28 protein-coding genes and 1 tRNA gene are annotated in these 26,840 nt (G+C 65.1%); 21 read left to right on the forward strand and 8 right to left on the reverse strand.

The window, feature by feature from the left end:
• Window positions 1–82: 82 nt before the first annotated feature.
• The gene (locus tag LAQ58_RS13295) at window positions 83–271 is read left to right on the forward strand and encodes a DUF7511 domain-containing protein (RefSeq protein WP_224447932.1); all 189 of its coding nucleotides are present in this window, start codon (window positions 83–85) and stop codon (window positions 269–271) included.
• A gap of 108 nt (window positions 272–379) precedes the next feature.
• Here the strand turns inward: LAQ58_RS13295 and LAQ58_RS13300 are convergent, their stop codons facing one another.
• A complete protein-coding gene (locus LAQ58_RS13300) occupies window positions 380–1,459 on the reverse strand; it encodes a pyridoxal-phosphate dependent enzyme (RefSeq protein ID WP_224447933.1) in 1,080 nt (359 codons plus the stop codon).
• A gap of 145 nt (window positions 1,460–1,604) precedes the next feature.
• Window positions 1,605–2,564: a succinylglutamate desuccinylase/aspartoacylase family protein gene (locus LAQ58_RS13305; RefSeq protein ID WP_224450172.1), complete on the reverse strand. Its 960-nt coding sequence runs from the start codon at window positions 2,562–2,564 to the stop codon at window positions 1,605–1,607.
• Window positions 2,565–2,700: 136 nt separating this feature from the next.
• On the opposite strand from LAQ58_RS13305, the gene LAQ58_RS13310 reads away from it, so the two are divergent.
• Both LAQ58_RS13310 and LAQ58_RS13315 read left to right on the forward strand, forming a co-directional pair.
• Complete coding sequence (locus LAQ58_RS13310; protein ID WP_224447934.1) at window positions 2,701–3,378, forward strand: DUF7504 family protein; 678 nt, start codon at window positions 2,701–2,703, stop codon at window positions 3,376–3,378.
• Between the two features lie 10 nt (window positions 3,379–3,388).
• Entirely contained in the window at window positions 3,389–5,509 is a 2,121-nt protein-coding gene (locus LAQ58_RS13315; protein ID WP_224447935.1) for a caspase family protein, read from the forward strand.
• Here the strand turns inward: LAQ58_RS13315 and LAQ58_RS18945 are convergent, their stop codons facing one another.
• Window positions 5,510–5,644 (reverse strand): DUF7503 family protein, encoded by a 135-nt coding sequence (locus LAQ58_RS18945; protein WP_255594848.1) that lies wholly within the window; start codon window positions 5,642–5,644, stop codon window positions 5,510–5,512. It lies immediately after the preceding gene.
• A gap of 185 nt (window positions 5,645–5,829) precedes the next feature.
• On the opposite strand from LAQ58_RS18945, the gene LAQ58_RS13320 reads away from it, so the two are divergent.
• From LAQ58_RS13320 to LAQ58_RS13335, 4 genes are all read left to right on the forward strand, one after another.
• Entirely contained in the window at window positions 5,830–7,125 is a 1,296-nt protein-coding gene (locus LAQ58_RS13320) for an MFS transporter (RefSeq protein ID WP_224447936.1), read from the forward strand.
• Between the two features lie 78 nt (window positions 7,126–7,203).
• Window positions 7,204–7,881: a helix-turn-helix domain-containing protein gene (locus LAQ58_RS13325; RefSeq protein WP_224447937.1), complete on the forward strand. Its 678-nt coding sequence runs from the start codon at window positions 7,204–7,206 to the stop codon at window positions 7,879–7,881.
• Between the two features lie 117 nt (window positions 7,882–7,998).
• Complete coding sequence (locus LAQ58_RS13330; RefSeq protein ID WP_224447938.1) at window positions 7,999–8,373, forward strand: DUF7344 domain-containing protein; 375 nt, start codon at window positions 7,999–8,001, stop codon at window positions 8,371–8,373.
• 58 nt (window positions 8,374–8,431) lie between these two features.
• The gene (locus tag LAQ58_RS13335) at window positions 8,432–8,719 is read left to right on the forward strand and encodes a DUF7536 family protein (protein WP_224447939.1); all 288 of its coding nucleotides are present in this window, start codon (window positions 8,432–8,434) and stop codon (window positions 8,717–8,719) included.
• A 7-nt stretch (window positions 8,720–8,726) separates the two neighbouring features.
• Here LAQ58_RS13335 and LAQ58_RS13340 read toward each other — a convergent pair whose 3' ends face one another.
• Window positions 8,727–9,965, reverse strand: a complete 1,239-nt coding sequence (locus LAQ58_RS13340; protein WP_224447940.1) for a potassium channel family protein — start codon at window positions 9,963–9,965, stop codon at window positions 8,727–8,729.
• A 122-nt stretch (window positions 9,966–10,087) separates the two neighbouring features.
• Here LAQ58_RS13340 and citZ point away from each other — a divergent pair, with 122 nt between their 5' ends.
• The 4 genes from citZ to LAQ58_RS19125 all read left to right on the forward strand — a co-directional run bounded on the left by citZ (window position 10,088) and on the right by LAQ58_RS19125 (window position 15,212).
• Window positions 10,088–11,227, forward strand: a complete 1,140-nt coding sequence (gene citZ / locus LAQ58_RS13345) for a citrate synthase (protein ID WP_224447941.1) — start codon at window positions 10,088–10,090, stop codon at window positions 11,225–11,227.
• Between the two features lie 178 nt (window positions 11,228–11,405).
• Window positions 11,406–11,648 (forward strand): hypothetical protein, encoded by a 243-nt coding sequence (locus LAQ58_RS13350; protein ID WP_224447942.1) that lies wholly within the window; start codon window positions 11,406–11,408, stop codon window positions 11,646–11,648.
• A 156-nt stretch (window positions 11,649–11,804) separates the two neighbouring features.
• Window positions 11,805–14,798, forward strand: coding sequence for a PAS domain S-box protein (locus LAQ58_RS13355; protein WP_224447943.1), 2,994 nt, complete (start codon window positions 11,805–11,807; stop codon window positions 14,796–14,798).
• A 93-nt stretch (window positions 14,799–14,891) separates the two neighbouring features.
• Window positions 14,892–15,212: a HalOD1 output domain-containing protein gene (locus LAQ58_RS19125; protein ID WP_224447944.1), complete on the forward strand. Its 321-nt coding sequence runs from the start codon at window positions 14,892–14,894 to the stop codon at window positions 15,210–15,212.
• 27 nt (window positions 15,213–15,239) lie between these two features.
• Here the strand turns inward: LAQ58_RS19125 and LAQ58_RS13365 are convergent, their stop codons facing one another.
• Window positions 15,240–16,550 (reverse strand): MATE family efflux transporter, encoded by a 1,311-nt coding sequence (locus LAQ58_RS13365; protein ID WP_224450173.1) that lies wholly within the window; start codon window positions 16,548–16,550, stop codon window positions 15,240–15,242.
• Window positions 16,551–16,708: 158 nt separating this feature from the next.
• Between LAQ58_RS13365 and LAQ58_RS13370 the strand changes: the two genes are divergently transcribed.
• The 4 genes from LAQ58_RS13370 (at window position 16,709) to LAQ58_RS13385 (ending at window position 19,199) form a co-directional block, all read left to right on the forward strand.
• Window positions 16,709–17,140, forward strand: a complete 432-nt coding sequence (locus LAQ58_RS13370) for a gamma-glutamylcyclotransferase family protein (protein WP_224447945.1) — start codon at window positions 16,709–16,711, stop codon at window positions 17,138–17,140.
• 219 nt (window positions 17,141–17,359) lie between these two features.
• Window positions 17,360–18,571, forward strand: a complete 1,212-nt coding sequence (gene ilvA, locus LAQ58_RS13375) for a threonine ammonia-lyase (protein WP_224447946.1) — start codon at window positions 17,360–17,362, stop codon at window positions 18,569–18,571.
• 50 nt (window positions 18,572–18,621) lie between these two features.
• The gene (locus LAQ58_RS13380; protein ID WP_224447947.1) at window positions 18,622–19,002 is read left to right on the forward strand and encodes a Rid family detoxifying hydrolase; all 381 of its coding nucleotides are present in this window, start codon (window positions 18,622–18,624) and stop codon (window positions 19,000–19,002) included.
• Window positions 18,999–19,199 carry a DUF7981 family protein gene (locus LAQ58_RS13385; protein ID WP_224447948.1) on the forward strand — a complete coding sequence of 67 codons (201 nt, stop codon included), beginning with the start codon at window positions 18,999–19,001 and terminating at the stop codon, window positions 19,197–19,199. The genes LAQ58_RS13380 and LAQ58_RS13385 overlap by 4 nt, the downstream gene beginning before the upstream one ends.
• A gap of 9 nt (window positions 19,200–19,208) precedes the next feature.
• Here LAQ58_RS13385 and LAQ58_RS13390 read toward each other — a convergent pair whose 3' ends face one another.
• Window positions 19,209–19,448 carry a PRC-barrel domain containing protein gene (locus LAQ58_RS13390; protein ID WP_224447949.1) on the reverse strand — a complete coding sequence of 80 codons (240 nt, stop codon included), beginning with the start codon at window positions 19,446–19,448 and terminating at the stop codon, window positions 19,209–19,211.
• Between the two features lie 89 nt (window positions 19,449–19,537).
• Here LAQ58_RS13390 and LAQ58_RS13395 point away from each other — a divergent pair.
• From LAQ58_RS13395 to LAQ58_RS13410, 4 genes are all read left to right on the forward strand, one after another.
• Window positions 19,538–19,618: transfer RNA gene (locus tag LAQ58_RS13395), tRNA-Ser, on the forward strand.
• 325 nt (window positions 19,619–19,943) lie between these two features.
• Window positions 19,944–20,129, forward strand: a complete 186-nt coding sequence (locus tag LAQ58_RS13400; protein WP_224447950.1) for a hypothetical protein — start codon at window positions 19,944–19,946, stop codon at window positions 20,127–20,129.
• A 317-nt stretch (window positions 20,130–20,446) separates the two neighbouring features.
• Window positions 20,447–22,093: a thermosome subunit beta gene (gene thsB / locus LAQ58_RS13405; protein WP_224450174.1), complete on the forward strand. Its 1,647-nt coding sequence runs from the start codon at window positions 20,447–20,449 to the stop codon at window positions 22,091–22,093.
• Between the two features lie 224 nt (window positions 22,094–22,317).
• Window positions 22,318–23,310: an ornithine cyclodeaminase family protein gene (locus tag LAQ58_RS13410; RefSeq protein WP_224447951.1), complete on the forward strand. Its 993-nt coding sequence runs from the start codon at window positions 22,318–22,320 to the stop codon at window positions 23,308–23,310.
• A 25-nt stretch (window positions 23,311–23,335) separates the two neighbouring features.
• On the opposite strand, the gene LAQ58_RS13415 is transcribed toward LAQ58_RS13410, so the two are convergent.
• The gene (locus LAQ58_RS13415) at window positions 23,336–23,566 is read right to left on the reverse strand and encodes a DUF7535 family protein (protein WP_224447952.1); all 231 of its coding nucleotides are present in this window, start codon (window positions 23,564–23,566) and stop codon (window positions 23,336–23,338) included.
• Window positions 23,567–23,699: 133 nt separating this feature from the next.
• On the reverse strand, window positions 23,700–25,133 hold the full coding sequence (locus tag LAQ58_RS13420; protein WP_224447953.1) for a short-chain fatty acid transporter: 1,434 nt from the start codon (window positions 25,131–25,133) through the stop codon (window positions 23,700–23,702).
• A 207-nt stretch (window positions 25,134–25,340) separates the two neighbouring features.
• On the opposite strand from LAQ58_RS13420, the gene LAQ58_RS13425 reads away from it, so the two are divergent.
• Entirely contained in the window at window positions 25,341–26,504 is a 1,164-nt protein-coding gene (locus tag LAQ58_RS13425; protein WP_224447954.1) for a thiolase domain-containing protein, read from the forward strand.
• Window positions 26,497–26,832 carry a Zn-ribbon domain-containing OB-fold protein gene (locus LAQ58_RS13430; RefSeq protein ID WP_224447955.1) on the forward strand — a complete coding sequence of 112 codons (336 nt, stop codon included), beginning with the start codon at window positions 26,497–26,499 and terminating at the stop codon, window positions 26,830–26,832. The genes LAQ58_RS13425 and LAQ58_RS13430 overlap by 8 nt, the downstream gene beginning before the upstream one ends.
• Window positions 26,833–26,840 lie beyond the last annotated feature (8 nt).

Genomic DNA, 26,840 nt, shown 5'->3' on the forward strand with positions numbered 1-26,840 from the left:
TCCGAGATTACGTCGCGGTAAATCCGGTCGTACACCGAGTAGCGACTCGATAGTAAAGACCGAGGGTGTCTACGTACTCTCTGTGACAAACGAGTGGAAAACACCCCCCGACCTCTCGTGGTTGTTCGAGGTCGACCACGTCATCTCGCCGAGCAGCTTCGGGCCGGACCGGTGTACGCTGTTCCCCGCGGATGCGACCGACGAGGAACTGCTCACGACGTGGGTGTCGGCGGACGAGGGCGCGTACACGTCGCTCGACGAGATGCGCTGAGCGGCGGGTCGGTGCAACGATGTCAGTGACACGATTAGTTCGGGGTCCACGCGACGGACAGTCCGGTATTTTTGGTAAGGCCCCTCCCTCGTCTCATCTCGTGCTCCGCTACTGCTTCAGACCGCTACCGGTGAGCGGAACGACCACGTCGTCGTCGGCGTCGAGGACGCCGCGTTCGCGGTAGGCCCGGAGCGCGGCGGGTGCGACGGCGCAAGTCGGTTCGGTGTAGAAGCCGGCGCGGTGAAGCGCGTCGAGTTCCTTGGCGACGGCCGACTCCCCGAGGGCGATGGCGTCGCCGTCGGTGTCGTCGATTGCGCCGAGAATCGCCTCGCGCTGCACCGGCTCTCGAATCTGGATGCCGTCGGCGACGTCGTTGGTCTCCGGGTCGCCGTCACCGTGGAGTTCGGCGGCGATGGGGGCGTAGCCCGCCGCCTGCGCGCCGAGCAGTCGCGGCATACGGTCGGTCCACCCGGCGTCGTAGAGCGCGCGGAAGCCGTAGTAGGCGCCGAGAAACAGCGTCCCGTGGCCCAGCGGCGTCACGACGGCGTCGGGAACGTCCCAATCGCGCTGGAGCGCCGTTTCGTAGGCGAACGTCGCCGTTCCGGCGAAGAACGCCGGGTTCCACGCGTGGCTGGCGTACCAGCCGTCGCCGGATTCGACGGCCGAGAGGCAGGCGTCGGTCACGTCCTGCCGCGAGCCTTCGACGCGCACCGGCGTCGCCCCCGTGCGTTCGATAGCGCGGAGTTTCGATGCCTTCACCGACGCCGGGACGTAGATTTCGGCGTCGATGCCCGAGCGGGCGGCGTAGGTGGCGATCGCCGCGCCCGCGTTGCCCGACGAATCTTCGACGACCGTGTCGACGCCGAGTTCGACCGCCCGTGAGAGCGTCGTCGTCGCGCCGCGGTCTTTGAAACTCCCTGTCGGAAAGACGTATTCGAGTTTGAACTGCGCGTTCCACCCCTCCGCAGCGACGAGCGGGGTCGTCCCCTCGCCGAGCGAGACGCGGCGCTCGACGGGGATGAACTCCGAAAACGACCAGAGCCCGTCTCGGACGTCGAACGCCGCCGGGTCGGGCGCGGGACCGTCGGGGAGCGGACGGTCGGCGAATTCGAGCGGATGGCCGCACTCGCAGCGCCAGCGGTCCTCGTACGTTCGGCCGCAGTCGGGACAGGCGAGGTGGGTTGGCATACTCCCGTAGCTTCGGCCTATGAACCAGTAACTGACGGTTCGGGAGTCGTAGGCAGTGCATAGAAGTTTAGCACCAGTTGTCGACCGCGAGCGAGGCCGGAGGCCGAGCGGACGACTTTGCCGTCCACGCAGAGTAAAAGCTGCGTCAGACTGAGTCGATGTCCACGCCTACGGAACAGACGTACTCGCCGGTTGCGACCTGCGGGAGTCGGCGCGAACGCCAGAAGATGCCCGCGTTGTCCGCGGTAACGCGGCCTTTCAGCTGTCCGAACACGTCCGTCACCTCGAACAGCGTCTCTCCGGCGGAGACGCGGTCGCCGAGGTCGCACCTGAACTCGACGAGACCGCCGGCAGGCGAGCCGTACTGGTCGAAGCCGCCGGCGCGGGTCTGCGGGCTGCGCTCGACGTCGCCGTCGAGGAAGCCGTAGTCGTGGAGGACGTTGAAGATGCCACGGACGCCGAGCCGAATGCTCTCGTCGTCCCAACCGACGCAGCCGCCGAGCTCCGGGTCGATGGTCGGAATCCCCTCGTCGGGACCAGCGCGGGCGAGTTGGCCGTCCGGACCCTTCTGGTCGAGGATGTAGCCGCAACCGAACGTCTTCGCGAGGTCGAGACACTCGCGGTGGAGGCGGTGCCGCGGCCCGCAGCGGACGCGAACCTCGTTTATCATCCGGCTGGTCGAGCCCTGGTGGAGGTCGAGGATGAGGTCCGCGCGGGTCGCAGCGTCGAACGTCGCCGCCGCGATGCGCTCGGTCGAGGTGCCGTTCTCGTCGCCGGGGTACGCCCGGTTCATTTTCGTGTCGTCGATGGGGTTTCGGTGTTCGGCGACCTGGAAGGCGTGGTAGTTGACGATGCCGACGACGAGTATCGTTCCCGACAGTTCGGCCGGGTCTATCCGCGGAATCGCTCGCTTCACGACGCCGACGCCGTTCAGTTCGTCGCCGTCGCTCGCCGCCTGAATGTAGAGAGTTTTGCCGTCGCGAACGCCGTTTATCACCGCGACGGGGAGTCCGACCGTGGTCCCATCGCGGGTTTCACCGACCTCGAGTCGGCCCGTAGCGAACTCGCCGGGAGCCGCGCTCGCGGTTCCGAGCGTCGTCTTCATTATCCGATGGACGAACGCACCCGCCTTTAGGGGTTCGGTCGTCGAGAGCGAGGCCGCCGCTCCCGAACTGATCGACCCGGCCATTCGTCGGTCGAGTCCAAAACTTTATCATATACGTTATCTAACAAAAGAGGAAATGCGTGTCGAGGGCCGGAGTCGCGGGGAGGAGGCGGTAGATCCCCTCCGAGGGGAGTTGATGCGTTTGAAAGAGCGAGGCTGCAACCTGCTGGTCACCGGTGCGGTGTCCGAGTCGGTGACCGCACGGGCGACGCAACGGCTCCTCGGTTCGCCGGTCGAAGAGCGAAAGCGACTGGTCACGCTCACGGACACGCCGACGAGCGCTGTCGACTCCCGCCTCCCTATCGGCGTCTCCGCCGACGATGCGGACGTGAGGGTCATCGAGCGACAACGCGTCGAGCGGTCGGCAGCCGAGGCGGTGGAACGTGGGGATGGCGGCGGCGACGCCGAACTTCGGCGACTCGAAGGCGAAATCTCTCGCGCCATCGCTTCGCTGGACGACGGCAGCGGGTTCGGTCCGGCCGAACTTCGCCTCTCCGTCGACTCGATAGGCGCCCTCTTGGAGACGTACGACGCCCACCGGATCCGCGAGTTCCTTCAACGAGTCTGCGACACCGTCGAAGACAGCAACGGGATGGGTCATTACCACCTGCCGCTCTCCGACGACAGCCGGCGGGTTCAGCAGCTCGAAAGCGTGTTCGACGCCCGCATCGAACTCCGACAGCGCGAACCGTTCGGTCCGGAGCAGCGGTGGCACGTGCCGGGGTACGGCACGACGGGGTGGATACAGATATGAGGGGATTCTCGTGACCTCCCTCCACTGCGTCGAGTTGGCCGACCGGGACGGCGTCTGTCTCGTCGACGGCATCGAGAACGCCCGCTTCGAGTTGTACACGTCGGGTCCGGTCACGGCCGCAGAGGCCGAGTCGTCGGCCTTTTATTTCCCGGTCGATTTTGCCGTCGAACTCCGCACGTCGTCGCTGAAGCTGCCGAAACTGACCGGCGCTATCGTCCGCGGACAGGACGGTCGAACCCTCACGCAGTCGATGAACCGCCGAGGCGTCGACCTCGACGTCGGCGCGTACGACATCGAAGTGACGACGGCACCGATGAAGCTGTTCGTCGTCGTCGACGCCGCCGTCTCGATACGCTACGGCGAGCGGAGTACGACCTTCGAGTTCGGCGAACCAACGCGGGTCTCCGTCGGCGCGCGGTCGTTCCACGAGCGGCCGGCGGGAACCGTCGTGACGCCCGACGACCCGGAATCGACGATGCGCGCCATCTCGTTTCTGGGGTCGGCGTTGAAGACGACGACGCCCGAACGGTCGTTTCCGACGCTTCGGGGACACCCGCCACTCGTCGAACGCGGCGAGACGTTCGACGCGCCCGACCACCTCCGGACGCCGGAGACGGGCGTAACGCTGGTGCTGCCGCCCGAGCGCACGGCGGTGTACGCCAGCGCGCCGCTGGCGTACTACCTCGGCGCGACAGTCGTTCCGGGGTCGGAGGCGCGACTCGAACTCGCCGGGTGGGAGTTCCCGCTCGCCCCCGGCGGCGACGTGGAGCGCGGACTGGGTCAGACGCTCAGACAGGTGTTCTTCCTCGACTGTCTCACGCGCACGGAGGGGTACTATCCGGTCGACCTCCACGAGCGCCACGCGGTCGAGACGGCGTTCGACGTGGCGTTCGAGGCGCTGTACGAGTTGCCGCTGGACGAGCAACTCGCCGAGTACCTCTCGATGCCGTTCGGAGATCTCGAACCGCATCTCCCGGCGTGGAACCTCACGACCGACGTTCGACCGACGCAGGAGAATGTCGAGATGCTCCCGTTCGTTGCCAACGACCTCTCGCTGGTGCGCTGTCCCGACCGACTGTCGCTCACCCCGCCGGAGCCAGAACCGAAGGCGGTAACAGATTTCTTCCGTCAGAGTACTCGGGGGCCCGCAGCGGGAGAGACGGACGACACGTTCGTCCGCGGTGCGTCCGAGGCCGGGGAAGGAGAAGAGATAGTCCACCCGCGGCCCGCAGAGACGGTCGAACACGCGTGGGTCGGCGAGGGGTTCCCGCTGGGGGCGAGCAAAGCGACGGCGGCGTCGTACCGCCGCCGCCTCGAACGCGACGTCGCCGACCGGACGAGCATCGACATCACCGTCGTCTGCAACGACGAACAGATGCGCGAGGAAGGCGTCGTCGCCGAACTGTACGGACTCCGTGATCTGCTGCAGTTCGAAATCGACATCCGGTACGACCTGACCTGCGAGGAGTTGGCCGCCCTGCTCTCGCGTCCGACGAACTTCCTTCACTACGTCGGCCACGTCGACCGCCGCGGGATGCAGTGCGCCGACGGCTTCCTCGACGCGCGGGAACTCGACGACGTGGCCGTCGAGTCGTTCCTGCTCAACGCTTGCAGTTCGTACAAACAGGGCGAGGCGCTCGTCGAACGCGGAAGCTACGGGGGCGTCGTGACGCTCTCGGACGTGGCGAACACGACGGCGACGAAGTTAGGACAGACGCTTGCCCGACTGCTGAACTGCGGATTCACCCTCCGTTCGGCGCTGACGATCGCGCAGCAGGAAGTGTTCACCGCGAATCGGTACATCGTACTCGGCGACGGCGGGTTGTCGCTGTGTCAGAACGAGAGCGGTGTGCCCGGAGTCTTACAGATAGAACCGTGCGGAGAGAACACGTTCGAAATTGAACTTGAGTACTACCCTGTGAAGTCTTACGACTTGGGGAGTTTGGTTAAACCGCTCTTGGACGCTGTGGACCGCCATCACTTAGCGACGGGAACAGTCGGAAAGTTCGAGATAGGTGCCGAGGAACTGAAGAACTTCCTCGAGTTGGAACGGGCACCCGTGAAAATCGGTGGGTCCCTGCAGTGGAGTGACGAACTCAGCGTTGAGTTTCCGGGTAACTTCGGTCTGTAATTACGGACCGTTGGTACAGAACGCGTTGTTCGCCGCCACGGTCCCCGCCTGCGACAGCAGGAGCATCATCGTGAACAGGACGCCGATCATTCGTGGGTGGTCGCGCAGGTAATTTGCGATTGGTTGTTCGCTCATGTACATCAACCACAATTCGGGATGGAGAAATTTAATTAACTAAAATAATCTTATAAATATATAGTGCTAAAAACCACGACACTTCTCGCGTGAGCATATCATCTCCGACGACAAAAGACTCCTCCGGAGATGATGCGATCCCGTTAGTACCGAGTAGTTTTGAGCGCCGCTACGTATCTACGGGCATGCAGCAACGCGAAGACGCCGATCCGTTCTCGCCGTTCAAGCAGTTCTTCGCGCTGGAGGGCGACGTGCTGGTTCTCTCGGTGGCGATGTTCGCGTTCAGCCTCGGGTTCCAGATGACGGGTCGCTACATGCCCCGGTACATGAGCGTCATCGGGGCCGGAAGCGTCGCCATCGGTCTCTACGGGAGTTTCGGCAACCTCATCAGCGCCGTCTACCCGTACCCCGGCGGAGCGCTGTCGGACCGCATCGGGTCGCGGGTGGCGCTGACGCTGTTCGGTCTCGCTTCGACGGTCGGCTTCGTCCTCTGGTATTTCGCCGGGTCACTGACCGAAATCGCCGTCGGACCGACCAACCTCGCCATCGTCGTCATCTTCCTCGGCTTGGCGCTCTCGCAGGCGTGGAAGTCGTTCGGGCTGGGGGCGACGTTCGCCATCGTCAAGCAGAGCGTCTCCGCGGACCGTCTCGCGACGGGGTTCGCGAGCACCGAGACGTTTCGACGGACGGCGTTTCTGCTCGGCCCGCTCGTCGCCGCCGGACTGCTGGCGACGTACCCCTTCGAGGTGGGTTTCGGCTACGTGCTGTTGGTCGCCGCCGCGTTCGGTCTCGTCGCCACCGTCGCCCAGCACTTCCTCTACGACTCCTCCGAGGACAGTTTCGGCAAGTCGTTTTCGGGTCTCAAGGCGGTTCTCGACGACCTGCGGGGACTGCCCGAACCGCTCCGACCGCTGCTCATCGCCGATACGCTCGTCCGCTTCGCCAACGGGATGGTGTACGTTTTCTTCGTCATTGTCGTCACCGAGTTTCTCGACGTGGGTGCGACGCTGCCGGTCGTGGGGGCGCTCAACCCCGACGCGTACTTCGGCGTGCTTCTGGCCGTCGAGATGGCCGTCGCGCTGCTCGTGATGGTTCCGGTCGCCAAACTCGCTCGGCGGGTGGGTCTGAAACCGGTCGTTGCGCTCGGCTTCGCCGTCTACGCCGTGTTTCCGGCGCTGCTGATTCTCTCGCCCCCGAACGCGGCGGTGCTCGCCGTCCTCTTCGCGTTCTCGGGGCTTCGGTTCGCCGGACTCCCCGCGCACAAGGCTCTCATCGTCGGCCCGGCCGAGCGCGACGCGGGCGGGCGAGTGACCGGGTCGTACTACCTCGTCCGCAACGCGGTGACCATCCCGAGCGCCGTCGTCGGCGGGTGGCTGTACGCCTCCTCGCCGACGCTGGCGTTCGGTGTCGCGACGGTCGTCGGCGTGCTCGGGACGGCGTACTTCCTCGTCTTCGGCGAGGAGTTCGCCGCGTACGCGTGACCGGCGTCTGCGTGTAATGGACTGTGAGTTGACAATCCCGACTCGCTACTTTTGTCGCTCCGTCCGGTAGTCACCGTCATGGGTATCGTCACCGAGTTCTCGATTCCGGCCGAGTCGTTCGCGCTCTCGCAGACCTTCGACCGCGTCCCCGACCTACTCGTCGAGGTCGACCGCCTCGCGACGCACAGTCGCGAGTGGGTGCTTCCGTTCTTCTGGGCGTCCAGCGAGACCGAATCGGCAGCCGTGGTCCGGGAGGCGATTGAGGCGGACCCAACCGTGAAGGAACTCAACGTCGTCGACGCGTGGGAATCGGTCGCGCTCTACAACGTCCACTGGAGCGAGGAGGTCCAGCAGTTGGTCGACGAGATCATCGACCAGCACGGTATCGTCCTCTCGGCGGAGGCGCACGACGGTCTGTGGTCGCTCAAAATTCGATTTATCGACCGGTCGATGTTCGACGACTTCCGGGCGTACTTCGCCGACCACGATCTGACGTTCGAGTTAGAGCGCATTCACGAGATGCAGGAACCGAAACAGCGCGAATACGGACTGACGCCGCCGCAGCGGGAGACGCTCGTCGCCGCCTTCGAGATGGGCTACTTCACCGTCCCCCGGAAGGCGAATATCACCGATTTGGCCGACGAACTCGGCGTGTCGCCGAACGCGGTCTCTCAGCGGCTTCGACGAGCGAACGCTGCGCTCGTGCAGAACGCGCTACTGATCGACGAGCAGGACGACGGGAGAACGGAGTCCTGACGACCGATCGGCGGACTGATTCACAGTGAACGGTCGCCGACGGACCGATCACTGTCGTCGGCGACCTTCAGAGTTGAGGGCGTGGCGTCAAGGGGGTAGAGATGCTGAGAGTACTTCATGAGCGAACCGACGGTGACCGACTACCCCGATAGAAGCGAACTCGACGCAGACGGGTGCGACGAACTGTTCGATTCACTCGCCGCCGCCCGCCGACGCGCGGTTCTGCTCGAACTCGCCGAGCGCGGGGGTCCGCTGTCGATAGACGACCTGACGCGCGCACTGGTCGAGCGACGCGACCGCCGCGTCGCCCAGTACACGCAGTTCGACGAAACGACGACTGAGCGGGTCGAGCGCCTTCGAATCGACCTGTACCACGTCCACCTACCGAAGCTAGCGGCTGCCGACCTCGTCGCGTTCGACCACGAGACGCGGCGGGTCTCGACGACCGAGCGAACGTCTGCCGGCGTCGACTTCATCGACGAACTGCAGTAGCCGCCGAGGGCCGTCCCGAGGCGACGGGATTTTGAGCCACTGGGACGATGTTCTAGACGTGAGCGACGTTCCAGAACGGCCGCAGTCGGGCGGCCTCCTGCAGGCGCTGTCGGTGCCACAGCACGCGAAAGTCGGCGTCGCGTCGGGCGTCGCGCTGGCACTCTGCGCGTATCTCTTTCGCGTTCTCGAACTTCTCGGGCCGTTCGGCGGGACGCAGCGGTTCCCCGTCGTCGGTCCCGAGGGCTGGTTTATGCTGCTGGCGTTCGTGCTCGCGACGACGACGGCGATGCTCGTCACCGCCGCGCTGACCGTCGTCTCGGCGTATCAGCTGGCGCGCGAACTCTGATGTATCCTTACTCGAACTCGCGGGCGTCGCCCGCGAGTTCGCTCAGGCGCTCGGCGCCCGCGCGGGTCCCCTTGGCGATGATGACGTCGCCGGTGTGGAGTTCGGTCGTCGGTCCCGGGGAGACGACCCACTCGCCGCCGTCGCGTTCGGAGGCGGCCTCGGGGCGGCGGACGGCGATGACGCGCATCCCCGTCTCGGTTTTCACCATCCGCTCGGCGAGCGTCGCGTCCGCGAGCGTGCTCCCTCCAGCGACGGTGAGGCGGACGATTATCTCGTCGGACTCCTCGACGGCGGCGGCGACGACCGGATGCGTGTCGAGTCCGCGCAGGACGCCCTCGCTGATTTCGAGGGCGGCGTCGCTTATCTCCTCGGTGGCGGTCGCGAGGTGGACGAGGCCGCGAAGCGAGATGGGGTCGTCGACGCGCGCGGCGGCGCGGAGCACCCACGCCTCGAAGCGCGACTGGAGTGCGTCGACCTCTGCCTCCAGTTCGTGGACCTCCTCGGCGACGCCCTCGCTGTCGAACAACACCGCGCCGTAGGCGAGGTCGACGGCGAGTTCGCTCATGTTCTTCATCAACACGATGGAGTCGACGGCCCGACCGAGATCGTCGATGGTCGGGTCGGGCGCGTCCGGCGCCTCGTACGGGTTGCCCGTGGCTGTCTCGTAGACGGTGTCGAGTCCCTCCGTGCGACCTCTGAGGATGACAACGTCGCCGGCGTGCAGCGTCGTATCCCGGTCGGGGTTCGTCAGCCATCCCGTCTTCCCCGTCGGCTGCGACTGGCGGATGGCGATGATACGGACGCCCGTCTCGGTCTCCATATTGATGTCCGCGAGCGTCCGACCGTCGTACGGCGTCCCCTCGGCGAGTTCGGCGCGGACGACCACCTCGACGGCCTCGGGGAGCGCCGCGCGCATCGCCTCCGGCAGGCCGATGTCTTCGAGGACAATTTTGGCGATGTCGCCTGCGGCGTCCGAAATCTTCTCCGCCGCGCCGACGACGCCGAGGACGGGTGCGAGCGCCTCCGCGTCTTCGGTGGTTCGTGCCGACATCAGGAGGCTCATCCGCGCTTTGAGTTGGAGGATGTCCATCTGCTCTTCGAGCATCAACACTTCGGCGGCGAGCGGGTCGTTCCCGTGCAGCACGGCGGAGTACGAGAGGTCGATGAGCAGTTCGGCGGTGTCTTTCATCTCCGAGAGCACCGCTTTCACGCTCACGGGTTCGTACTTGACCGCTCCGGGGTCCATACGCTCAGGTTCTCGTCGCGAGGGCAAAAGGGTTGTTAGGCTGTCGCACCCCCACTGGGAGATTCCGGCAGCAAAGCCGAGAACGGCAACGCTTTTTTGAAAGCGTCATGAACCTTCATGACATGGCAGACGAGCTAAAGCGGGGGCTTGAAGGCGTCCTTGTCGCCGAATCCGAACTCAGTCATATCGACGGCGACGAGGGCCGTCTCATCTATCGCGGCTACACCATCGAAGACCTCGCGCACAACGCGAGCTACGAGGAAGTGCTCTATCTGCTGTGGCACGGGGAACTTCCTACGCGCGAGGAACTCGACTCGTTCTCGGCGTCGATGGCCGAGGAGCGACACCTCGACGACGGCGTCTACGACGAGATTCGCGAACTCGCCGAGAACGACGAGGAACCGATGGCCGCGCTCCGGACCATCGTCTCGTCGTTCTCGGCGTACGACCCCGACGCCGACGCCGAGGACGTCACCGACGAGGAGGTCAACGCCCGCAAGGGCCGCCGCATCACGGCGAAGATACCGACGGCGCTGGCGGCGTTCAATCGCTTCCGACACGGCGAGGAACCGGTCGAACCGCGCGAGGACTTCGGTCACGCGGCGAACTTCCTCTACATGCTCAACGACGAGGAACCTGACGACGTGCTCGCCGAGACGTTCGACATGGCGCTCGTGCTCCACGCCGACCATGGCCTGAACGCCTCGACATTCTCGGCGATGGTCACCGCCTCCACGCTGTCGGAACTGCACAGCGCCATTACGAGTGCGGTTGGCACGCTCTCGGGCAGCCTCCACGGCGGCGCAAACGCGAACGTGATGAAGATGCTGAAGGAGGTCGACGAGAGCGACCGCGACCCGACCGACTGGGTGAAGAACGCGCTCGACGAGGGTCGCCGCGTCCCCGGCTTCGGCCACCGCGTCTACAACGTGAAGGATCCGCGCGCGAAGATTCTCGGCGAGAAATCCGAGGAACTCGGCGAGGCGGCGGGCGACACGAAGTGGTACGAGATGAGCGTCGCCATCGAGGAGTACATCGACGAGGAGAAGGGTCTCGCGCCGAACGTCGACTTCTACTCGGCGTCGACGTACTACCAGATGGGCATCCCCATCGACATCTACACGCCCATCTTCGCGCTCTCGCGCGTCGGCGGATGGATCGCGCACGTCCTCGAACAATACGACGACAATCGACTCATCCGACCGCGCGCCCAGTACGTCGGCGACGAGGACAACGAGTGGGTCGACATCGACGAGCGGTAGTTCGCTGAAACTTCGTCGGCTTTCTCGCCCGTTTTCCGGGAGCGAACCCAGCGAGTGACCGGCTACGGCACGTCCCAGAGGAGGTACCACGCTCTGAATCCGTTCGCGGACAGTTCGACGTTCGCGAATGACACCGGGCCACAAGGGTTTTACATACAAACGGCCTATGCGCCGCTGCATGGCACAACGACGCGTCGATACTGAGGAGATGAAGCAGCGAGCGAAAGTTCGAGCCAAGGTGGAAGCCGACAAACAAGCGGACGTGCTCCGTTCGCGTCTGGGCGAACTCGCCGTCGAAGCCGCCCAAGAGTACTTCCCCGAACAGTACCAGCGCCGCCGCCGCCAGGACATGGTGAAAGCGTTCGCCGCGGGTATCGCGGTGGGTGTGCTGTCGCGGTGGGCGGTCAAACGCCGACGGTAACGACGACCTCCGTTCTCGTTTCTTTCGTTTTCGTTCGTAGCGACAGTAGCGTCAGTTCGGCCAGATACTCCTCAGTTTATGCGATAGATTGTTCAACAAGAATGTAATACCGTCTACACACAGCGTTTTTGTCCACGGGACGACGACGGATGGGCGATGGACGACAGGGCCACTGTGGCGACGGAGCTACAGTTCCGGACGTTACTCCAAAGCGCCGAGGGAGTCGCGGTGTTCGTGCTGGACGACGAGGGACGGGTCGTGTCGTGGAACGCCGGAGCGGAGCGGATGACGGGTCGAAGTACAGACGACGTTCTCGAACAGTCGCTGGCGACGTTTTACCAGCCGCGGAAGGAGACAGAGACGCCGACAGCGCTCTGTGACGCCGCGAGACAGGGCGGGCGAACCGAATCCGTCGGATGGTGCCGCGGCGCGGACGGCGAGAGCTATCCGATCGAACTGGAACTTCGGCCGGTCGACGAGGGAACGCCGGGCCAGTTCGTCGTCACGCTGCGCGACGCGCGCGGCGAGGGCGTCGCGCGGAACAAAAGCGACGTGACCGCCGCAGCCGATCTGGCCGTCAAAGCCGACGTGCGCGTCGACGAGGCGGAGCAATCGGAGAGCGTCACGGAGGGACCCAACGTGATCGACGTAACGGACGACGGCGTCGAAGGCGAAGTCGACGGTAGCGTCGGGGACGGAGTCGACAGCGGCGTCGAGGGTGAGAACGACTCGGTCATCTCGAACGGACTGTTCGAGGTGGCCGAGGAGGCGCTCTACCGACTCGACACCGACGGACGGTTCGTCACGATCTCGGAGGGCGTCGCGTCGATAACGGGCTACAGTCAGGAGGACCTGCTCGGCGAGCACGTCTCGAAACTGTTCGACCCCGAGACCGTCGAGCGACTGCATCCGCTCGACGAGTCCTCGACTGCGGGCGACGTCAGCGAGACGCGGACGACGACGACGCTGGAGACGGCCGACGGCGAGGGCGTCCGCTGCGAGATTCGGAGTCGCGTCGTCGGCTCCGACCGACGGGTTCGCGGAAGCGTCGGCGTCATCGAGAACGTCTCCGACCGCGTCGGCGAGGCCTCGTCGCTGGAACACCAGCGCGAAGTGGTTCAGCGACTGCTCGACACCGCGCCGGTCGCGCTTGCGATCAGAGAGAGTCAGACCGGCGTCACGCTCGGAAACGCCCGGGGGCGGGAACTGTTCGATCTCGTCGGGGAGGACGACTCGGGGGCGACCGAACCGGCGGTTCGATTCTTCGACGCCGACGGAGAGCCGATGGCCGCCGCCGAGCGACCGATTCTCCGCGCGGAGCGGACGCTCGAACCGGTGTACGGCGAGAAGTTATCGGTCGAGCAAGACGGCGACCGCCGTCGGTCGTTTCGCGTCCACGCCGTCCCCGTGACCGACGAGGGGGGCGAACTCACGCACGTCGTCGCCGCCGCCGAGGACATCACCGAACACAGAGAGCGCGAGCAACAACTCGAGTCGCTCGCGGAGGCGGCCGGACGGCTGCTGAACGCGGACTCCCCGAAGGAGGTGGCGACCATCGCCGTCGACGCCGCCGAGGACGCACTCAACGGTCTGTTCGTCTCGGTGGCACTGTACGACGAGGCCAGCGGTTCGCTTCGACCGCAGATCAGACCGTCGAGCGACGCGCATCTCGTCGACATCGAACGACTGCTCGACCCGGACGTCGAACTCGCCTGGCGGGCGTACGTCGACGACGAGCGGTACGTCTTCCGTGACGTCGACCCGGTCGACGAGCGTACCAACCCGTTCGACGTAGTCGTCTACCCGCTGGGCCGTCACGGCGTGTTCGTCTTCGGTGAGACCGACGCCCCCGAGACGACGAGCTTCGCGCGCATCCTCGCTGCGAACACCGAGTCGGCGTTGGACCGCGCCGACCGGGAGTCGCAGCTCGTCGAGCAGCAGACGAAGCTTCGCGAGCAGAACCAGACGCTCGGCCGTCTCAACCGGGTCAACGGCGTCACGCGCCAGATCCTCCGGACGCTCGTCGACGCCACCTCGCGGACGGAGATAGAGCGATCGGTCTGCGAACAGTTGACGACGACTGGTCCGTACCGGTTCGCGTGGATCGGTGGCCACGACGTGGTCGACAACACCGTCACCCCGCGAATCTCCGCGGGCTTCGAGAACGGGTATCTTTCCCAACTCCGAGAGCTGACGGACCGGTCGCACCCGTCGGTACGGGCGGCCGAAGGGACCGAACCCGTCGTCGTCGACGATCTGCACGACGACCCGCCGTTCGACCCCTGGCGCAGCGAGGCTTTGAAACGCGGCTACCAGTCGCTGATCTGCCTGCCGCTTCGCTACCGCGGGACGTCGTACGGCGTACTCTGCGTGTACGCCGACCGATCGGGCGTGTTCGACGAGATGGAGCGCTCGGTGCTGCGCGAACTGAGCAACACGACCGCGTACGCCATCAACGCCGCCGAGAACAAGCGGAGCCTCGTCGGCGACGCCGACGTCGAACTCGAACTCACCGTCGAAGACGCCTCCGTCTCGTACCTCCGCGCGAGCGAGGAACTCGGCTGCACGCTCGAACTCGACGACCTCGTCACGGTCGAAGAAGGTGGTCTCAGAGCCACCTTCACCGCCCGAGGGGCGGAGACAGCCTCGGTAGTCGAGTTCATGAAGCAGACGCTCGACGTCCGCGACATCCACGTCGTCGACGAGAGCAAAACGAACGCCGTATTCAAATGTACGGTCTGCATCGACCACATCTTCCAGACGTTCATCGACCACGGCGCCGTCCCGCAGCGGTTCGACGCCGCCGACGGCGTCGGCGCGGTCACCGTCACCGTCTCCGACCGGTTCGACGTTCGGTCGTTCGTCGAGACGCTTCGCGCGCGGTACGACCGCGTCGAACTGACCGCCCGCCGGGAACGCGCGCGGGGGTCGCCGACGCTCGGGGAAGTCCGCGCCCAGTTGAAACAGCAGCTCACCGAACGGCAACAGGAGGCGCTCGAAACCGCGTTTTTGAACGGCTTCTTCGAATCGCCGCGGACGAGCACCGAACGCGAAATCGCCGACCGCCTCGGTATCGCCCAGTCGACGCTCAACGGCCATCTTCGCGCAGCACAGCGGAAGATACTGGAGTATCTCTACCAGTCCGACTGAGGGCGAGCCTATCAGTATAGCCCCTGAGAGCGAGAGAACCGATGTGGATAGTGGAACTTCACATGGGCCCCCGGAAAAGTATAGGACATGGGAATGTCTAAAACTGTAACTGAATGGACCACTGCGTCCCGGCCGGTCTCCGTCACTGCCGTCGAGGCCGTCGCCGAGTGCCGAGGGACGAGTCCGTTAGAGCTCGAAACTCCGTTGGTCGACATCATCGACGCCGACGCACTTGACGACCTGTTCGACGAGCGGTACCACAGAATCGGGACCGATGGGCTGACTCTCGTTGCATTCGTGTTTTGCGGGTGTGAAGTCACCGTTCACAACGACGGAAGAGTCGTCGCGACTCTACTTGAATCCAGTTCTGCCGTGTCAGCGGACGACAACTCGAAACAGGCGCTTCGGCGCTGATTCCGTTCCGGAGGGCACAGCGCCTTGTCAGCTTTCGGTCGTGGTGCCTCGCTCAGCCATCATTCTCGCCGCTCGGCTCGCCCAGTCGCTCCGGCGGAAACTCCACCCGACGACGAGCGCCATCCACAGGTAGCTGAGTCCGATGCCGAGGTACGCGCCGACCGGACCGTAGCCGAGTATCTCGCCAACCAGCCACGAGAATCCGAGGAAGAAGCCGAGCATCCCGGTCGCGCGCGCGACGAACGGCATTCGCGTCTCGCTCGCGCCCTGGAGCGCCCCCGAGAGCGCGACGAACACGACGAGCGCCCCTCCCGAGAGCCCGTACACTCGCGCGAAGTTCGTCGCGTACCGGACCGTCTCCGGGTCGTCCGAGAACAGTCGGACGAACCACCCCGCGCCGAAGACGAGCAGGATCCCGACGACGCCGACGGTGACGACGCCGAGCGCCGCGACGGCCCAGCCTTCGAATCTCGCTCGGTCGGGGTCGCCGTCGCCGAGCGCCTGTCCGACGACGACGCTCGCCGCGACACTGTAGCCGCGCGAGAGCGGCCCGGTCACCTGCTGGTACATCCGGCGACCGATTTGGAAACCGGCGTTGACGGCGGTGCCGAAGCCCAGAAGCAGCGAGTTGAAGGGGAACTCGGCCAGCGTAGCGATGAACCCCTCGGCGATCCGCGGGACGCTGACCTCGACGAGTTGGCGGGCGATAACCAGATCGCGGGGCCGGGCGAACGACGCCTCGCTCCACGAACTCCACATGGCAAGAAGCAGCAGGAGGGCTGTGGCGACGTTGGCGGCGGCGGTCGCGATACCGACGCCGACGACGCGCAGTTCCGGAAAGCCGAACAGGCCGAGACCGAGCACGACGGTCCCAGAGATGTTGAGCGCGTTCGCGAAGACGTTGATGTACATCGGCGTCCGCGTATCCCCGGTTCCCTGCAGCGACCGCGCGCCGATGAGCGCGACGTGGCGCGCCGGCGCAGTAGCGAAAATGAGCGCGAGATACTGCCCGCCGAGTTCGGCGACTCGCTCGGACGCCCCCAGTATCGAAATCGCCAACTCGCCGAAGAAGAGCCCGAAGAGGGCGAACGGAATGCCGGCGAGGACACCCATCAACAACGCCTGCGTGATAGCTTCGTCGCGGTTCGCCGTCGCGCCGCTGCCGGTATCCTGACTGGAGAGCGCGATGGCGCCGCCGCCGAGTCCGAGACCGATTCGCAGCGGGAACCGAGCGTAGAGGTCCGCGAGACCGATAGCGACGACGGCCGCCGGGGAAAAGAGTGCCGTGACGATGACGTCCGTCGTCCGCATCAGCGTCCGGAACGTCTGTTCGGCCATCACCGGCCACGCTAGCGAGAGCACCCGCCGCCAGACCCGCCGGAGTCGCGGCCACAAGCTCACGGTCGGCCCTCGTCGTCTCCGCGCATACCGGCGAGAGGAAGTAACCGGTGTTACGCTCCCCGAAGGGGGAAGTGACTGCCGGTACTGTCGGTCGTATGGACGTCTTCGTCTACGGAACGCTCACCGACCCCGAGCGCGTCGCCGAACTCGTCGACTCGTACGTCTTCGTCGGTCCCGCCCGACTCTCTGGTCTCCACCCCGTCTCGGGGCGCTACCCGACGCTCGCGCCGGGCGGCGAGGTGGCGGGCCGACTGCTGCGGACCGACGACGTGGAGGCGCTCGACCGTTACGAGGGCGTCGACGCCGGACTGTACGTCCGCGTCGCGGTTCCGCGGATCTCGACCGACGAGAACAGTCTGGACGACAGCCGAAACGGGGAACACTCCGGGGACGTGGCGGTGTACGTCGGCGACCCCGAGCGCCTCGACACCGAGGAGCCGATATCGTGGCCGGGCGAGGGACCCCTCGACGCGCGGGTCCGCCGGTACGTCGAGGAACACGACGTGAAAGTCAACGAACTGGAGTGACCGATGAAATGTTATTTATGCTACAGTTACGCCCGACAGACGGGTGGCCGACGGGTGTCTGACGGGCGGTCGAGGTCGACGCAGTCTTGCACTTTCACTTTCACCGCGCGTGCCTGACGTTTATATACACCCACCACATAGCCGAAGTTGCACGTCACGCGTGCATTCCCCTTTCCCCTAAGGATAAACGATTAACAACCACCGACAGGTATCTCGGGTATGCTCTCTCTGTCGGACGTTCTGGCGGCCCGCGAGCGGGTGAACGAAGTCGCCCGCCACACGCCGCTGGAGTACTCGCACACGTTTTCGGATATGACCGGCGCGGACGTGCATCTGAAACTGGAGAACTTCCAGCGCACGGGGTCGTTCAAGATCCGCGGCGCGACGAACCGCATCGTGACGCTCTCAGACGAGGAAAAAGCGGCCGGGGTCGTCACCGCCAGCGCCGGCAACCACGCGCAGGGCGTCGCGCTCGCGGCCACGCGTGCGGGCGTCGAGTCGACCATCGTGATGCCGGAGTACGCGCCCATCTCGAAGGTGAAAGCGACCGAGCGCTACGGCGGCGACGTGGTGCTCTCGGGCGTCGACTACAACGACGCGCAATCGAAGGCCCGCGAGATAGAGGCGGCCGAGAACCGAACGTACGTCCACGCGTTCGACGACGAGTACGTGATGGCCGGACAGGGGACCATCGGTCTCGAAATCGTCGAGGACTGCCCGAACCTCGATACCGTCGTCGTCCCCATCGGCGGCGGCGGCCTCATCTCCGGCATCGCCACGGCGATAAAGGCCAAGAAGCCCGACGCACGCGTCATCGGCGTCGAGTCCGAGGGTGCGTCGAGCGTCACCGACTCGCTGCAGAAAGGCGAGATACACCAGTTGGACAGCGTCGACACCATCGCCGACGGTATCGCGACGCGCAACGTCGGGACGGCGCCGTTCGAGGTCATCCGCGAGCGGGTCGACGAGGTGGTCACCGTCTCCGACGAGGAGATAGCCGTCGCGCTGATGTACCTGCTCGAACGGAGCAAGACGCTCGTCGAGGGCGCGGGTGCGGTGGCTCTGGCGGCGCTGCTCTCGGACACGTTCGACTACGAGGAAGGCGAGACCATCGTCCCGGCGCTCTGCGGCGGCAACATCGACCTCAACACGCTCACGACGGTCATTCTTCGCGGACTGGTCGAAACCGGCCGCTACCTCAAGATCCGGACGGTGCTCAAGGATCGACCGGGCGCGCTGGAGGATCTCATCCACATCGTCGCCGAGCAGCAGGCGAACATCTACGCCATCCGCCACGACCGAACGTCCCGCGACATCGGGATGAGCGACACTGAGGTGGAACTCGATCTGGAGATGCGCGGACCCGAGCACGTCGAGGCGTTACTCGCCGAGATTCGCGAACGCGGCTACGAAGTCGAAGTACTCGTCTGAGTCGAGGAAGGTCCCCGCGTATTAAGTCGCCGCCGCGCGACGCCCCGATCATGAAGCGCATCATCAGCACGGACGACGCGCCCGCGGCAGTCGGCGCGTACAGTCAGGCGACGACCGACGGTTCCATCCTCTTCACCGCGGGCCAGATTCCGCTGACGCCCGACGGCGAACTGCTGGGCGACGCCGACATCGCGACGCAGACCGAGCAGGCGCTCGACAACGTAATGGCGATTCTCGCCTCTGAGGACGCCGACGCCAGCGACGTGCTAAAGATGACCGTGTTCCTCGGCGACATCGACGACTTCGAGGAGATGAACGAGACGTACGCGACGTACTTCGACGAGGAGCCGCCGGCGCGCAGCGCCGTCGAGGTCGCGAACCTCCCGAAAGGCGTCGGCGTCGAAATCGAGGCCATCGCGTCGCTGGAGTGAACCGGCGCGTCAAATCGAGCCTCCTGTGGGGGCTTGTCGGCGTGTTCGCCTTCCTCGTGCTCGCGCAGGGGTACGACCTGCTCGTCGAGGGACTCCCCGCCAGCTTTCTCGCGCGAGTCGGCATCGCGCTCGTCGTCGGCGCAGTCGCTGCGGGTGTCTCGTACGTCGCAGAACCGCGGCTACTCGCGCGGCGGTAGCCGGTCGAGTCAGACGACCTCTCGGAGGCGAATCTCGCCTTCGCTCACCGTCTCGACGAACTCGCCGTCGACCGCCAAGTCGTCGGAATCGGCGTCCTCGCGGCCGAAGACCGCCATGATCGCGTCGGTGATTCCCGGTTCCGGGTCGACGTAGGCGACGTTTCGTTCGACGGTTTTCACGAGACCGAGTTTCTCGCCTGCGGCATCGACCAGCACTTTCCCCTCGTCTTCGGAAGTGAGCGTTGCCATCGTCGGAGGTTCGGGCCGTAGTACCGTAGTGCTGTCGGGCGGTGCGAAAGGAAGGGTTTAAACGAGACACGGGCCAAAACTCGGTGCGAGCCAGGATGGCCGAGTGGTAAGGCGCACGCCTGGAAAGCGTGTTCCCTCTGGGATCCAGGGTTCAAATCCCTGTCCTGGCGTTTTTACGACGAGCAACCCAGCGAGTACCGCGTAGCGTGTTCGAGCGAACACCGCGAGTCGCAAACGGCCCGCCGCAGGGATTTGAGCCAGCAAGTCGCAGCGCGAGCGAAGCGAGCGACCGTCTCGTGTCGTTCAAATCCCTGTCCTGGCGTTCTTGGAGCACAACACTCCTGAGCGTCGCGTCCTGTCATGACGCGGAGCGGTGGACGAGAGAGACGAGAGACACGAGAGCGACTCCAACTTTGCAGACAATGGCGGAAGCAATGACACGACAGCGAAATCGGAGAAAGATTGATAGGGGTGGCAGACATTCCCAAACACGAAATGCCTGACACGAAAAGCGGCCGCGAGAGGAAGGGCAGAAACAAGCGTGCACAGCTGGAGCACCACCTCGCTCGTCGGGAGGTACGGACGCTTGACGTGGACGACGAACCGGAGATATACGACGACGTGGAGGACCTCGACGATGACGTTCTCAACCTCTACGCGTTGAACGGCCGAGAGCAGTAGCCGAACTCCGCTGCGGCGCGCATTTTTTGGGAGATTCGACGTCCGAGCTGTGCGTCTGTGCAGAGTTGATACGAGGGCGACCCCACAGCGGCCGAGTTACGTATATAAACCGCGTGTTTCGCGACGTAGACGGCGATCTGTGCTCCGCGGTGATTCCGGACAGCACCTTCGACTGAGGAGGTTCAGTCCGGGTGTTTTTGCGACATCCGTGCTTGTTCGTCTCGTGGCTCGTGTTACCTCGTATTCGAAACATTTTTATAGAATCACAAACAATCTCGGGATAGACTATGAGCCAGCGAATGCAACAGGGCCAGCCGATGATCATTCTCGGAGAGGATTCCCAGCGCGTCAAGGACCGCGACGCGCAGGCGTACAACATTCGCGCCGCCCGCGCGGTAGCGGAGGCCGTCCGCTCCACGCTCGGGCCGAAAGGGATGGACAAGATGCTCGTCGACTCGATGGGCGACGTCACCGTTACGAACGACGGCGTCACCATCCTCAAGGAGATGGACATCGACAACCCGACGGCCGAGATGATTATCGAGGTCGCCGAGACCCAGGAGGACGAAGCCGGTGACGGCACGACAACGGCCGTCGCTATCGCGGGCGAACTGCTCAAGAACGCCGAGGACCTCCTCGAACAGGACATCCACCCGACGGCGGTCATCAAAGGCTACAACCTCGCCAGCGAGAAAGCGCGCGAGGAAGTCGACAACATCGCGACGCAGGTCGACCCCGACGACGAGGACCTGCTGAAGAAGGTCGCCGAGACCTCGATGACGGGCAAGGGCGCCGAACTCAACAAAGAAGTGCTCGCAAACCTCGTCGTCGGCGCGGTCCAGCAGGTCACCGTCGAGGCCGACGACGGCTCGCACGTCGTCGACATGGAGAACGTCAAGATCGAGACGCAGACGGGTCGTTCGGCGGGTGAGTCCGAACTGCTCCGCGGCGCGGTCATCAACAAAGACCCCGTTCACGACGACATGCCCGTCGAGTTCGACGAGGCGAACATCCTGCTGCTCAACGAGGCCATCGAAGTCGAAGAGGCGGGCGTCGACACGCAGGTTTCCATCGACAGCCCCGACCAGCTCCAGAAGTTCCTCGACCAGGAAGAGGAACAGCTGAAAAAGAAGGTTGACCAGATCGTCGACTCCGGCGCGGACGTCGTCTTCTGCCAGAAGGGCATCGACGACCTCGCCCAGCACTACCTCGCGAAACAGGGCGTGCTCGCGATTCGCCGGACGAAGAAGTCCGACATCGAGTTCCTGAAGAACGTCGTCGGCGGCAGCGTCGTCACCGATCTTGACGACATCGGCGAGAGCGAACTCGGCTTCGGCTCGGTCCGCCGCGACGAGGAGGACGAGCTGTTCTACGTCGAGGGTGAGGACGCCCACGGAGTCACGCTCCTGCTCCGCGGCTCCACCGACCACGTCGTCGACGAACTCGAACGGGGCATCAAGGACGCGCTCGACGTCGTTGCGACGACCGTCTCCGACGGCCGCGTGCTCGCAGGCGGCGGCGCCATCGAGGTCGAACTTGCCTCCCGACTCCGCGACTACGCCGACTCCGTCTCCGGCCGCGAGCAGCTCGCCGTCGAGGCGTTCGCCGACGCGCTCGAACTCGTCCCGCGCGTCCTCGCGGAGAACGCCGGTCTCGACTCCATCGACACGCTCGTCGACCTCCGTGCGGCCCACGAGGACGGCGACGTGCTCGCCGGCCTGAACGCCTTCACGGGCGACGTCGAGGACACGTTCGAGGCGGGCATCGTCGAACCCGCGCACGCCAAAGAGCAGGCGCTCTCCTCCGCCACCGAGGCCGCGAACCTCGTGCTCAAGATAGACGACATCATCGCCGCGGGCGACCTCTCGACCGGCGGCAACGACGACGAGGAAGGCGGCGCACCCGGCGGCATGGGTGGCATGGGCGGCATGGGCGGCATGGGCGGTATGGGCGGCGCGATGTAGAAGCCGGCCACGACCTACTACCCCCAACCGACTCCCGCCCGCATCGGCGTTCGACCGACTCCCGAATTTTTACAGACGGCTACACGGAGTAGCCGCAGCACTCACCCGCAGATACAGCGCTAGCGGCAAGTGAGCGGAACGACTGACGAACGACACTCGTAGGTCCGACTAACCCCGTCGAAGCTTAGCAGTAACTAAATACGCCCTCCGCAAAATTTGCGAGCATGAAGACGCTGCTCCTCAACAGCGAGGACGTACACCACAACGCCCGGATGCCGGAACTCATTCGGGCAATCGAGGACGCCTTCGCCGCCTACGAGCGCGGCGACGCGCAGATGCCTCCGAAGTCGTACATCGACCTGCCGCAGTACAACGGCGACTTCCGGTCGATGCCCGCGTACTTGGAGGCCGCTGACTGGGACGCCGCGGGCATCAAGTGGGTGAACGTCCACACCGACAACCCCGACGACCACGACCTGCCGACGGTGATGGGGACGATGATCTACTCGGACCCCGAGACGGCGTTTCCCCTCGCCATCATGGACGGTACCGAACTGACGATGCAGCGCACCGGCGCGGCCGCCGCCGTCGCCACCGACCACCTCGCCGTCGAGGACGCCACCTCGATGGGTATCGTCGGGGCGGGCGTCCAGTCCTACACGCAACTGCGCGCTATCTCCCAGATTAGACCTATCGAGGAAGTCGTCATTTCGGATTTGGACGAAGAGCGCGTCGCGCGCTTCGTCGACACCTTCGAGGACGAGTTCGACATCCGCGCGGGCAGCATCGAGGAGGCCGCGTCCTGCGACGTGCTCTCGACGGTGACGCCCGTCGAGTCGCCCATCGTCCCCCGCGAGGCCGTCGGCGACCACACACACATCAACGCGATGGGCGCCGACGCCGAGGGCAAACACGAACTCGCCGACGAGGTGCTTCTCGACGCCAAACTCGTTATCGACGACTACGACCAGACGACCCACTCCGGCGAGATCAACGTCCCGTACAACGCGGGCGTCCTCGGCGACGACGACATCTACGGCCAGATCGGCGAGATCGTCGTCGGGAAGAAGGAGGGCCGCACAGCCGACGACGGCATCACAGTCTTCGACTCGACCGGGCTGGCGATTCAGGACGTCGCCGCCGCGCACGTGGTCTACGAGCACGCCGACGAGAACGACAACGGCTACCCGTTCGACCTGCTCGGTCTCGACGCGTAAGCGTCAGCGGAACGGCGTCGCCGCGCTACTCTGCGTCCGTTTCCTCGCTCCCATCGCGCCGTCCGATGCGCTCGAACACGCGAGTGAGCACCCAGACGACAACCATGAACGGGAGCAGCGGGACGATGAGAATCAGCAGCAGCAACGCGTAGGTGATGCCGATGAGGTTCATCTCGTTGTCCGGATGGCTCGCGTAACGCGGCGTCACCGTCCGGTACGTTTTCGTCACCAACCCTGGCTCGTCGTCGGAACTCATGGGAGAACGTACGTCGTCCTGCAGATTAAGCGTTGGTCGGCCGACGGGTCGGTCCCGCGCGACTGACCGCATTCGAAAACGAGCGTCGAGTGAGATCAGTGGCAGAGAAAACGAAACCGCGTCCGCGCGGCGGTTAGGCGCCGATTCCCATCCCGAGGAACAGCGTCATCGTGATAGCCATGATGACGAACCCGGCGACCATCGCGACGGTGGTGTAGCCGAGGATGTCGCGGGCGCGCAGTTTCGCCAGCGCCAGCGCCGGAACGGCCCAGAACGGCTGAATCATGTTCGTCAGTTGGTCGCCCATCATCTCGATGACGACGGCGGTGTACAGCGGCATCCCCAGTTCCCGAGTCGTCTCGAGGAGAATCGGTCCCTGCGCGACCCACTGGCCGCCGCCGGAGGGGACGAACACGTTGACAATACCCGCGCTGATGAGACCGAGCACCGGCCAGGTCAGCGGCGTCGCGATGTCGGCGAAGAACCCCGAAATGACTGCGGCGAGCGCCGTCCCGGTGAGCAGTCCGGCGATACCTGCGTAGAACGGGAACTGGAAGAGGATGCCGGCGACGTTCTTCACGCTGTCGTCCATCTGGTTGACGATACGCTTCGGCGTCACCCAGAGGACGATGGCACAGAAGATGAAGAACGCGTTGATGGTGTTGAGGTTCACTGCCCCGAGTCCGCTCTGGACGACGTCCGTGATGAAGTAGTACGCCGGGAAAATCGCGATTATCAGCCCGAGTATCCGCGAGTGGTTGAGTCGGTCCGCTAGCGTCGTCCGCGCGGTGGCGACGCCGCCGTCGGTCGTGACGCCGGGACCCGAGGTGTCGTCCCCTTTCGTCTCCAGTCCGGTCGAAATCTCGTCGTAAACGCTGTCCGGGAGTTCGGTAATCCCCTCCTTCCTGTTCGGATGGAGACTCCCCATCACGACTGGGATGACGGCGAGCAACAGCACGACGGTGACGATGTTGACCATGCTTCCGATGGTGTCACCCAGCGGGATACCCTCCTGTGCGTACTCAGGGAACGTCGACGGAATCGCAGCGGGGTCGGCCATAATGAGGCCGCTGGACGTGGTGATGCCGGAGTGCCAGATCATCAGCGCCGTGTAGCCCGCGGCGATGAGAAGCGGGTAGTGCAGTTTGAGTCCGTTTTCCTTGCCGCGGAACGCGACCTGACGGGCGATGACCGCGCCGACGATCAGGCCGATAGCCCACGAGATGAGGCCGGCGACCATCGCGACGAACGACGTCAGCGCGACAGCCGAAAACTGTGAGTTCGGTAGTCCGGCGATTCGTCGAAGCAGTCGAGACACCGCCGGTGACTTCGCGATGGCGTCGCCGACCATCAGCGTCAGAGAGAACTGGGCCATGAAGACGAGCAGCGTCCAGACGCCGCCGAACCACGCGTCCATCACACCCGTCGGTGACGTGCCGACCAGCAACGCACCGACCGCTGCGATGAACGTGAGGAAGATGACGAGGACGTACGGATCCGGGACGTACTCCATGGCGATATCTGCGAACCATTCACCGAGTCGCTTGATCGGGTCTGTAATAGCCATACGCTACAGTCCCGAATGAATAATTGATATATAATAATTTGGCATGCTATCTCATCACACCCGACAGAAAATTGAGACAATGTGGAAATTTGATAGATCCGCCCTCGTTTGCCGCTACGTCACTCCCCACAGCGCGAACGAGCGCCTTCGAGAGCCGCACGTCCGTCGACGTGACGCTTAAGCATCGAGCGCACGGACGCAACGACAATGAAAGATGTGTGCATAGTTGGCATGGGGACGACCGAGTTCGGCGTCCTCGACGAGGGAATCAAAGAACTGGGAATCACGGCGGTCGCTCGGGCGCTTCGGTCCTGCGATGTCGACAGAGAGGACGTCGACGCGCTCTACCTCGGGAACTTCGTCGCCGGCATGTTGGAGGGGCAGGAGACGCTCGCGCCGCTCGTCGCCGACAGCGTCGGCCTCGTCGGCGTTCCGACGATGAAGACGGAGGGCGCGTGTGCGAGTTCGGGCATTGCGTTCAGACAGGCGTACCAGGCGATTCGAACCGGCGTCCACGACGTTGTCGTCGTCGCCGGCGTCGAGCGGATGACGAACGCCGAAACGCCGGAGTTCACCCGCGCGCTCGGCAGCGCCGCCGACCACGACACCGACGGGGCGACGGGGCTGACGTTTCCGGGCTTCTACGGTCTCGTGCTCAACCGTTACATGCACGAGTACGGCGCGACCCGCGAGCAGGTCGCGGCGGTTTCGGTGAAGAACCGACGAAACGGCGTGTCGAATCCCCGCGCTCGGTTCCGGTCGCCGGTGACCGTCGAGGACGTGGTCGACTCGCGCCTCGTCGCGGACCCGCTCCGCCTCTACGACTGCTGCCCCGCCGCCGACGGCGGCGCCGCGGTGGTTCTCGCGTCGGCTGACGTCGCCCAGTCGTTCACGAACGCGCCGATTCCGGTGCTCGGGAGCGGTCACGCGACGGGTCGAAGCGCCGCCTACCGCTACGACGACCTGACGACGCTCGAAGCCACGTCGCTCGCCGCCGAGGAGGCGTACGGCGAGGCAGGCATCTCGCCCTCCGAGGTCGACGTCGTCGAACTCCACGACTGCTTCTCGGCCGCCGAAATCGGCGACTCCGAGGACCTCGGCTTCTTCGAGAAGGGCGAGGGCGCGGCGGCCGTCGCGGAGGGACGAACCGCCGTCGACGGCGAACTCCCCATCAATCCGAGCGGCGGACTGCTCGCGAAGGGTCACCCGGTCGGCGCGACCGGCATCGGCCAGGTTTACGAGGTGTGTCTGCAGTTGCTCGGCGAGCACGAAAACCAAGTCGAGGGGGCCGAGGTCGGCGTCGCGCACAACCTCGGCGGGAGCGGCGCGGTGAGCACCGTGACCGTCCTCGGAGGGCCGTCGCATGTCTGAGTCGCCGCCGTCGTTTCCGGCGCAGCGGTGCGCCGACTGCGGCCTGCGCTACGGTCACGGCGCTCACGTCTGCCGCCAGTGCGGGTCCGAGGCGTTCGAGGACGCGCCGCTCTCCGGCGAGGGGACGGTGTACGCGCGGACGACGATCAGAATACCAGGCTCCGACCAGCAGGGGGAGGAGCCGTTCGAGGTGGCCGTCGTCGACGTCGGCGGCGCCGAGTCGGTCAGGGTGACCGCCCGTATCGAGGAGAACCCCGGACTCGGTCCCGACGACCCCGTCGAGTTCGTCGAGCGGCGCAACGGCGTCTTCTACTTTCGAGCGGTCTGAGTCCCCCC

It is taken from the genome of Haloprofundus salilacus, from assembly GCF_020150815.1.
In the GTDB taxonomy this organism is placed as follows: domain Archaea; phylum Halobacteriota; class Halobacteria; order Halobacteriales; family Haloferacaceae; genus Haloprofundus; species Haloprofundus salilacus.

Excerpts from the sequence above, each read along its gene's own strand:
- LAQ58_RS13320 (WP_224447936.1), top strand. The coding sequence starts at position 5,830 with ATGCAGCAACGCGAAGACGCCGATCCGTTCTCGCCGTTCAAGCAGTTC.
- LAQ58_RS13340 (WP_224447940.1), bottom strand. The coding sequence starts at position 9,965 with ATGGACCCCGGAGCGGTCAAGTACGAACCCGTGAGCGTGAAAGCGGTG.
- LAQ58_RS13330 (WP_224447938.1), top strand. The coding sequence starts at position 7,999 with ATGAGCGAACCGACGGTGACCGACTACCCCGATAGAAGCGAACTCGAC.
- LAQ58_RS13415 (WP_224447952.1), bottom strand. The coding sequence starts at position 23,566 with ATGAGTTCCGACGACGAGCCAGGGTTGGTGACGAAAACGTACCGGACG.
- LAQ58_RS13390 (WP_224447949.1), bottom strand. The coding sequence starts at position 19,448 with ATGGCAACGCTCACTTCCGAAGACGAGGGGAAAGTGCTGGTCGATGCC.
- LAQ58_RS13310 (WP_224447934.1), top strand. The coding sequence starts at position 2,701 with ATGCGTGTCGAGGGCCGGAGTCGCGGGGAGGAGGCGGTAGATCCCCTC.
- LAQ58_RS13305 (WP_224450172.1), bottom strand. The coding sequence starts at position 2,564 with ATGAAGACGACGCTCGGAACCGCGAGCGCGGCTCCCGGCGAGTTCGCT.
- LAQ58_RS19125 (WP_224447944.1), top strand. The coding sequence starts at position 14,892 with ATGTCTAAAACTGTAACTGAATGGACCACTGCGTCCCGGCCGGTCTCC.
- LAQ58_RS13430 (WP_224447955.1), top strand. The coding sequence starts at position 26,497 with ATGTCTGAGTCGCCGCCGTCGTTTCCGGCGCAGCGGTGCGCCGACTGC.
- LAQ58_RS13370 (WP_224447945.1), top strand. The coding sequence starts at position 16,709 with ATGGACGTCTTCGTCTACGGAACGCTCACCGACCCCGAGCGCGTCGCC.
- LAQ58_RS13325 (WP_224447937.1), top strand. The coding sequence starts at position 7,204 with ATGGGTATCGTCACCGAGTTCTCGATTCCGGCCGAGTCGTTCGCGCTC.
- citZ (WP_224447941.1), top strand. The coding sequence starts at position 10,088 with ATGGCAGACGAGCTAAAGCGGGGGCTTGAAGGCGTCCTTGTCGCCGAA.
- LAQ58_RS13400 (WP_224447950.1), top strand. The coding sequence starts at position 19,944 with ATGCCTGACACGAAAAGCGGCCGCGAGAGGAAGGGCAGAAACAAGCGT.
- LAQ58_RS13300 (WP_224447933.1), bottom strand. The coding sequence starts at position 1,459 with ATGCCAACCCACCTCGCCTGTCCCGACTGCGGCCGAACGTACGAGGAC.
- LAQ58_RS13355 (WP_224447943.1), top strand. The coding sequence starts at position 11,805 with ATGGACGACAGGGCCACTGTGGCGACGGAGCTACAGTTCCGGACGTTA.
- thsB (WP_224450174.1), top strand. The coding sequence starts at position 20,447 with ATGATCATTCTCGGAGAGGATTCCCAGCGCGTCAAGGACCGCGACGCG.
- LAQ58_RS13425 (WP_224447954.1), top strand. The coding sequence starts at position 25,341 with ATGAAAGATGTGTGCATAGTTGGCATGGGGACGACCGAGTTCGGCGTC.
- LAQ58_RS13380 (WP_224447947.1), top strand. The coding sequence starts at position 18,622 with ATGAAGCGCATCATCAGCACGGACGACGCGCCCGCGGCAGTCGGCGCG.
- ilvA (WP_224447946.1), top strand. The coding sequence starts at position 17,360 with ATGCTCTCTCTGTCGGACGTTCTGGCGGCCCGCGAGCGGGTGAACGAA.
- LAQ58_RS13410 (WP_224447951.1), top strand. The coding sequence starts at position 22,318 with ATGAAGACGCTGCTCCTCAACAGCGAGGACGTACACCACAACGCCCGG.
- LAQ58_RS13365 (WP_224450173.1), bottom strand. The coding sequence starts at position 16,550 with ATGGCCGAACAGACGTTCCGGACGCTGATGCGGACGACGGACGTCATC.
- LAQ58_RS13420 (WP_224447953.1), bottom strand. The coding sequence starts at position 25,133 with ATGGCTATTACAGACCCGATCAAGCGACTCGGTGAATGGTTCGCAGAT.
- LAQ58_RS13350 (WP_224447942.1), top strand. The coding sequence starts at position 11,406 with ATGGCACAACGACGCGTCGATACTGAGGAGATGAAGCAGCGAGCGAAA.
- LAQ58_RS18945 (WP_255594848.1), bottom strand. The coding sequence starts at position 5,644 with ATGAGCGAACAACCAATCGCAAATTACCTGCGCGACCACCCACGAATG.